The organism is Mesorhizobium sp. M7A.F.Ca.US.006.01.1.1 (genome assembly GCF_003997935.1).
In the GTDB taxonomy this organism is placed as follows: Bacteria; Pseudomonadota; Alphaproteobacteria; order Rhizobiales; family Rhizobiaceae; genus Mesorhizobium.
In genome coordinates, this window is sequence record NZ_RZQL01000346.1 from 1 (window position 1) to 5,610 (window position 5,610).

The following is a 5,610-nucleotide window of genomic DNA, read 5'->3' on the forward strand; positions in this document are numbered from 1 at the left end:
GTGTCGATCCTGAGCCGCCGGTGCCCTGCAGAGCAAGGAACTTGCCTACCACGCCGAGACCGGAGCGCACCACTTGCGCCGTCATGCTCTCGTCGAAGAAGGCGAACGGACCGCCGCCCTCTTGAAGGATCGCGGCGTTGTAATAGGCATGGGAGGCCGGTCCATGCTCGACCTTGACCCGGTCGAGGCCGACATCGAGTTCTTCGGCGACCATGACCGCAAGCGTCGTCGAAATGCCTTGCCCCATCTCGGCGCGCGGCGCGACGATGGTGATGGTGTTGTCGGCGCCGATCTTCACATAGGGGTTGAACGTCGCCTCGCCCTTGCCGAGTTCGGCCTCAAGCGGGTTCGGAAAGGGCTTGCGATAGTAGTAATAGCCGACGGCAACGCCGCCCGCGACAGCGGCAGCGCCGATCAGAAACGTGCGGCGGGCGATCTTTCCGACACTGGCCATGGTCAAAGCCCCGCCGTCTTGAGCGCCGCGGCCTTCTTGATGGCCGAGCGGATTTTGGGATAGGTGCCGCAGCGGCAGAGATTGCCGCCCATGGCATTGTCGATGTCGGCATCGCTTGGGTCGGCGACTTCATCGAGCAGCGCCACCGCGCTCATGATCTGGCCGGCCTGGCAGTAGCCGCATTGCGCGACCTGTTCCTCAAGCCAAGCCTGCTGCACCGGATGCAGCTTCCCCGCCGTGCCGATGCCTTCAATGGTGGTGACGGCACCGCTGACCTGCCCAACCGGAAGCGAGCAGGAACGCACCGGCTGACCGTCGACATGCACGGTGCAGGCGCCGCAGGCGGCGATGCCGCAGCCGAATTTTGGCCCTGTCTTGCCAATGAGATCGCGCAGCGCCCACAGCAGTGGCATATCCGGATCGGCGTCGATATCGAATGACTGACCGTCGACGGTGAGGCGCATGGGGATACCTTTTGTTGTCGTCCACTGCCAAGGGCGAAGCGGCCGACCGGCCATTTCGCTCCAATACAAATTGACAAATTTCGTCATTTTGTCAAATAAGATTTTGCAGGATAGAATTGTTCCATGAACCAGATCGAAGACATCGCCGCCACAGACCCGAAGCGCGTCCGTATCCTGGATGGCGCGATGAAGGTGTTTTTGGCCTATGGCTTCTCGCGCACCACCATGGACGATATCGCCCGTGCCGCAGACATGTCGCGCCCGGCGCTCTATCTCCTGTTCAAGAACAAGACCGACATTTTCCGCGCCATCGCCATGATGATCCTGTCGCGCTCGGTCGAGGCGGCAAAATTTGCCCTGGCCGGCGACGGCCCTTTCACCGAGCGCATGATGCGAGCCATCGATGAGGCCTTTATCTCGATGATGGGAGCGGTCGTTGCCTCGCCGCACGGCGCTGAATTGCTGGACATGAAATCGAGCCTTGGCGATCTGGTGGGCTGCTGGCGCGGCGGGCTTGGCCAACACATCGGCGCCGCGATAGAGGGCGAGGCAGCCAGGAACGGCGTCGATCTGGCGGCCAGGGGCCTGTCGGCGCAACTGCTTGCCGACATGCTGCTCGACGGGCTGGAAGGCATGAAGGCGCGGATCAGAGATCCGGAGGGGCAGCGGCAGGCGGCCGCTGCCCTGATCAGGGTGATCGACCTGACCTTGAAGGCATGATGCACATCGATTGGTCGCTCAGGCGCGCCGGCGCTCTGCCTCCGGGTTCTTGCGCGCCGCAAGAAACTCCTTGACCCGCCGGCCGGGTGCCGGACCGCGCACCGGCTTGTAGCCGTCATCGAGTTCGCCGGAGAGATCGAGCGTCGGTCGCTTGCCGACGGCGTCGTAATTCTCTTCCAGCCAGTCGCTGGCGGCGGTGCGGCCGAGATCTCGGAGATAGGTCAGGAACGCCCATTCGGCATTGACCTTCGAGGACGCCGACAGGTCCTTGAATGCCTCATCGGCATCGATACGGTGCATGCGGATGTCGCGGTACTCGCCATGCGGCAGACGGCCGGCGGCGATCAGTTCCTTGACGAAGGCGATCGAGCGGAATTCGCGCAGCAGCCCGGCGTTGAAGGTGATCTCGTCGATGCGGTTCTGGATCTCGTTGGCGCTCCTCGGCGTTCCCTCCCGCACCACCGGGTTGATCTGCACCAGAAGCACGTCCTCGGTCGCAGCCGTCTTGAAGAACGGATAAAGCGCCGGGTTGCCGCCATAGCCGCCATCCCAATAGGGCACGCCCTTGATCTCGACGGCGCGGAACAGTTGCGGCAGGCAGGCCGAGGCCATCACCGTGTCGAGGTCGATCTCGCCGTCGGAAAAGACGCGCAACTGTCCGGTCTCGACATTGGTCGCCGAGATGAACAGTTCCATCGACTTGCAGGCGCGGACATTGTCGAAATCGATCTCCTGCTGCACCACGTCGCGCAGCGGGTTGAGGCCGAGCGGATTGGCGGCATAGGGCGAGAACACCCGCGACATGGTGTCGAAGAAGAGATAGCCGGGCGTGTTCTCGATCGACCAGTTGCCCCAGGCGACATCCCACGGCATGCGCTGCACCGGGCTGAACCGGCCCTTGGCCGCCACCGCACGCCAGAAATCGTCAAGTTTTTGCCGCGCGCCTTCAACACCGCCGCGCACAAAACCGTCGGCCAGGGCCACCGCGTTCATGGCGCCGGCGCTGGTGCCGGACACTGCGGATATCTCCAGCCGTCCGTCCTCCAGCAGCCGGTCGAGCACACCCCAGGAAAAGGCCCCGTGCGAGCCGCCGCCCTGGAGCGCTACGTTGATCTTCTTCGTCTCCTCCGCCTTGCCGTTTTTGGTCATGGCGTCGTCCTTGATCTGTCCCTTTGGGTGGATAAGAGAGTTTTGCGCCTCACGCGGCGGTCCAGCCGCCATCGACCGAGAGATGCGTGCCGTTGACCTGCGCTGCCGCGTCCGAGCACAGGAACACCGCCGCTGCCGCGATCTGCTCCACCGTGACGAATTCCTTGGTCGGCTGCTTGTCCAGCATGACCTCACGGATGACGGTCTCGCGGTCCATGTTGTGGGCTTTCATCTGGTCGGGGATCTGCGCCTCGACCAGCGGCGTCAGCACATAGCCCGGGCAGATGGCGTTGCAGGTGATTTTTTCACGCGCCAGTTCGAGCGCAACGGTCTTGGTCAATCCCATGAGGCCGTGCTTGGCCGAAACATAGGCCGACTTGAACGGCGACGCGACCAGGCCATGCGCCGAGGCGATGTTGACGATCCGGCCGCCGCCGGCCTTTTTCATCAGCGGAATGGCGGCCGCGATGGTGTGGAACGCCGACGACAGGTTGATGGCGATGATGGCATCCCACTTCTCGGTTGGAAATTCCTCCACCGGCGCGACATGCTGGATGCCGGCATTGTTGACCAGGATGTCGACCGAACCGAATGTCTCGGCCGCCTTGGTGACAAGCGCCCGGCATTCGGCCGGTTTCGACATGTCGGCCTTGATGTAGGCGGTCTTCACTGCGTGCTGTTTGGCGATCGCATCGGCAATGGCATGGTCGGCAGCCGTGTCGGAGAAGGAGTTGACGACGACGTTATGGCCTTCGGCCGCCAACGCCTGCGCGATGGCCAGGCCAATGCCCGATGTGGAGCCGGTGATAACAGCGGTTTTTTTGGCGGCCAAGGGCGGAATCCTCTGGTTGCGGCAAGAGCGGGCCTATGTTGCAGTGCAGCATATATGCTCAATGCGACGCAATAACAGCGGCCAGAATTTTCGGGGAGATGAAATTTTCGTCATGAGCGGCCGCACGGCCGCTCACCAGGAGGACATGATCGGAGTCTTTAGGGGTGCCGCCATCACCAGCGAAAGCGAAAAAGCCTCAGGCGACGAGATCCGGCACCGGCCCGACATAACGCGATTGCGGCCGGATCAGCCGTCCAGTCGTCTGCTGCTCACGCGCATGCGCGATCCATCCTGCGACACGCCCGGCGGCAAAGACATTGCTGAAAGCTTGCGGCGGAAAGCCCGCCGCTTCCAGCAGCAACGCGGTGTAGAACTCGACATTGGTCTGCAGCGAGCGCGACGGCTTCGCAATCCGCAGCACCTCGAGTGCCGTCTGCTCGACCGTCTCCGCAAAGGCCAGCCGGCGGCCGGTTTCGCCCTCGCTGCCGAGTTGCCGCACCACCGCCTTCAGCACATCGGCGCGCGGATCGCGCACACGGTAGATGCGATGGCCGAAGCCCATGATGCGCCTGCCCTGCGCGATCTCGTCGCGCAGCCAACCGGCGGCATCGCCATGCGCCTGGATCGCATCCAGCATCTCGATCACCGGACCTGGCGCGCCGCCATGCAGCGGCCCCTTGAGCGCGCCGAGCCCGGCCAGCACGGAGGATGTCAGGCCGGCCTGCGTCGAGGCCACCACGCGAGTCGCAAAGGTCGATGCATTGAGACCATGGTCGCAGACGGTCACGAGATAGGTGTCGAGCGCCTTCGCCAGTGCTGGGGAGGCGGCGTTGCCACTCAACATCTTCAACATGTCGGCGGCATGATCGGCGCGGCTGTCCGGCGCGATCGGCTGCTCGCCGCGCCGCAGGCGCAGCAGCGCCGGCGTCAGCACGGCGGTCGCCGCGATCAGCAGCAAGGCATCGGTCAAGGTGTCGCCGTCCGGCAGCAGCGCCATGCCGGCGCGCATGGCGCTGTAGACATCGAGCGGTGCCAGCAAGGGCAGCGTGGGCAAGAGCCGTTCGAACACGTCCGCACGCGCCTGGCCCAGCGCCCGCGTCAGCTCCGCATCGCCGGGAAGATCGTCGAAAAAGCCGTCCAACAGCAGCCCAACCACCTGCGCATAGTTCCAGCGGCCGGCCAACTCCGGCAGCGAATGACCTCGGATCGTCAGACGGCCGCCAAGACCATCAACATCGGAAAGCACGGTTTCCGCCGCCACCACGTCATCGAGCCCGTTCGCCATAGCCTTGTCTCCTTGAAGCATTTCCGGATCGGAGATAGAGATGGGCAACGTTTCCATCAATCTTGATCAATAGAATCAATATCAGGGCTCGATATGTCCGAGTGGTTGTCCCGGGAAGAAGCGCTGGACAGGCTCAAGGTGCGGGCGCAGACGCTCTACGCCTATGTCAGCCGTGGGCGCATCGGCATGCGGCCCGACCGCGCCGATCCGCGCCGCAGCCAGTACCGCGCCGACGATATCGCCGCACTGGCGACCCGCCGGGCGCGCGGCCGCAGCCCGTCAGTCATCGCTGAAAGCGCCATTGCCTGGGGCGAGCCCTCGATCGCAACGGCGATTTCGACCGTCTCGCACGGTCGGCTTATCTATCGCGGGCAGGACGCCGCAGCGCTCTCCGGGCACGCCACACTGGAAGAAGCCGCCGCCGTTCTCTGGGCTCTGCCGGAACCGGTGGCTTTCGGAGCACCGTCGCCGGATGCGCCCTATCAAGCTGGCGGGGCTGCGGCCTTTGCGCAACTTGCCGTGCTTGCCGGCCAGGGAAGCCCATCGCTCGGGCGCAGCGCCGCCTCGCTGCATGCCGATGCCGCGCACGCGGTCGGCGTGCTGGCCGCCGCGCTGGGTGCACCGACAGGACCGGATCCGGTCCATCAGCGGCTTGCGCAGGACTGGTCGGTGGATGCCGGCGGCGCCGATGCGATCCGCCGTGCAC

General features: G+C 64.4%; 6 protein-coding genes and 1 pseudogene. 2 read left to right on the forward strand and 5 right to left on the reverse strand.

The features are described 5' to 3' along the window. Both EN943_RS34310 and EN943_RS34315 read right to left on the reverse strand, forming a co-directional pair. Positions 1-454, reverse strand: a 454-nt coding sequence (locus tag EN943_RS34310) for a molybdopterin cofactor-binding domain-containing protein (protein WP_164778531.1), incomplete at its 3' end; no start/stop codon positions are given. A 2-nt stretch (positions 455-456) separates the two neighbouring features. Then, complete coding sequence (locus EN943_RS34315; protein ID WP_127416300.1) at positions 457-918, reverse strand: (2Fe-2S)-binding protein; 462 nt, start codon at positions 916-918, stop codon at positions 457-459. A 123-nt stretch (positions 919-1,041) separates the two neighbouring features. Here EN943_RS34315 and EN943_RS34320 point away from each other — a divergent pair, with 123 nt between their 5' ends. Further along, positions 1,042-1,638, forward strand: a complete 597-nt coding sequence (locus tag EN943_RS34320; RefSeq protein WP_127416301.1) for a TetR/AcrR family transcriptional regulator — start codon at positions 1,042-1,044, stop codon at positions 1,636-1,638. Between the two features lie 18 nt (positions 1,639-1,656). Here the strand turns inward: EN943_RS34320 and EN943_RS34325 are convergent, their stop codons facing one another. From EN943_RS34325 to EN943_RS34335, 3 genes are all read right to left on the reverse strand, one after another. Next, positions 1,657-2,787 carry a patatin-like phospholipase family protein gene (locus EN943_RS34325; RefSeq protein WP_127416302.1) on the reverse strand — a complete coding sequence of 377 codons (1,131 nt, stop codon included), beginning with the start codon at positions 2,785-2,787 and terminating at the stop codon, positions 1,657-1,659. Between the two features lie 49 nt (positions 2,788-2,836). Then, positions 2,837-3,628, reverse strand: coding sequence for a 3-hydroxybutyrate dehydrogenase (locus EN943_RS34330; protein ID WP_164778532.1), 792 nt, complete (start codon positions 3,626-3,628; stop codon positions 2,837-2,839). Between the two features lie 187 nt (positions 3,629-3,815). Beyond that, positions 3,816-4,904 carry a citrate synthase/methylcitrate synthase gene (locus EN943_RS34335; protein WP_127416304.1) on the reverse strand — a complete coding sequence of 363 codons (1,089 nt, stop codon included), beginning with the start codon at positions 4,902-4,904 and terminating at the stop codon, positions 3,816-3,818. Between the two features lie 93 nt (positions 4,905-4,997). Here EN943_RS34335 and EN943_RS34340 point away from each other — a divergent pair. Beyond that, positions 4,998-5,610 (forward strand): annotated as a pseudogene (locus EN943_RS34340) (citrate synthase); the annotation flags it as partial.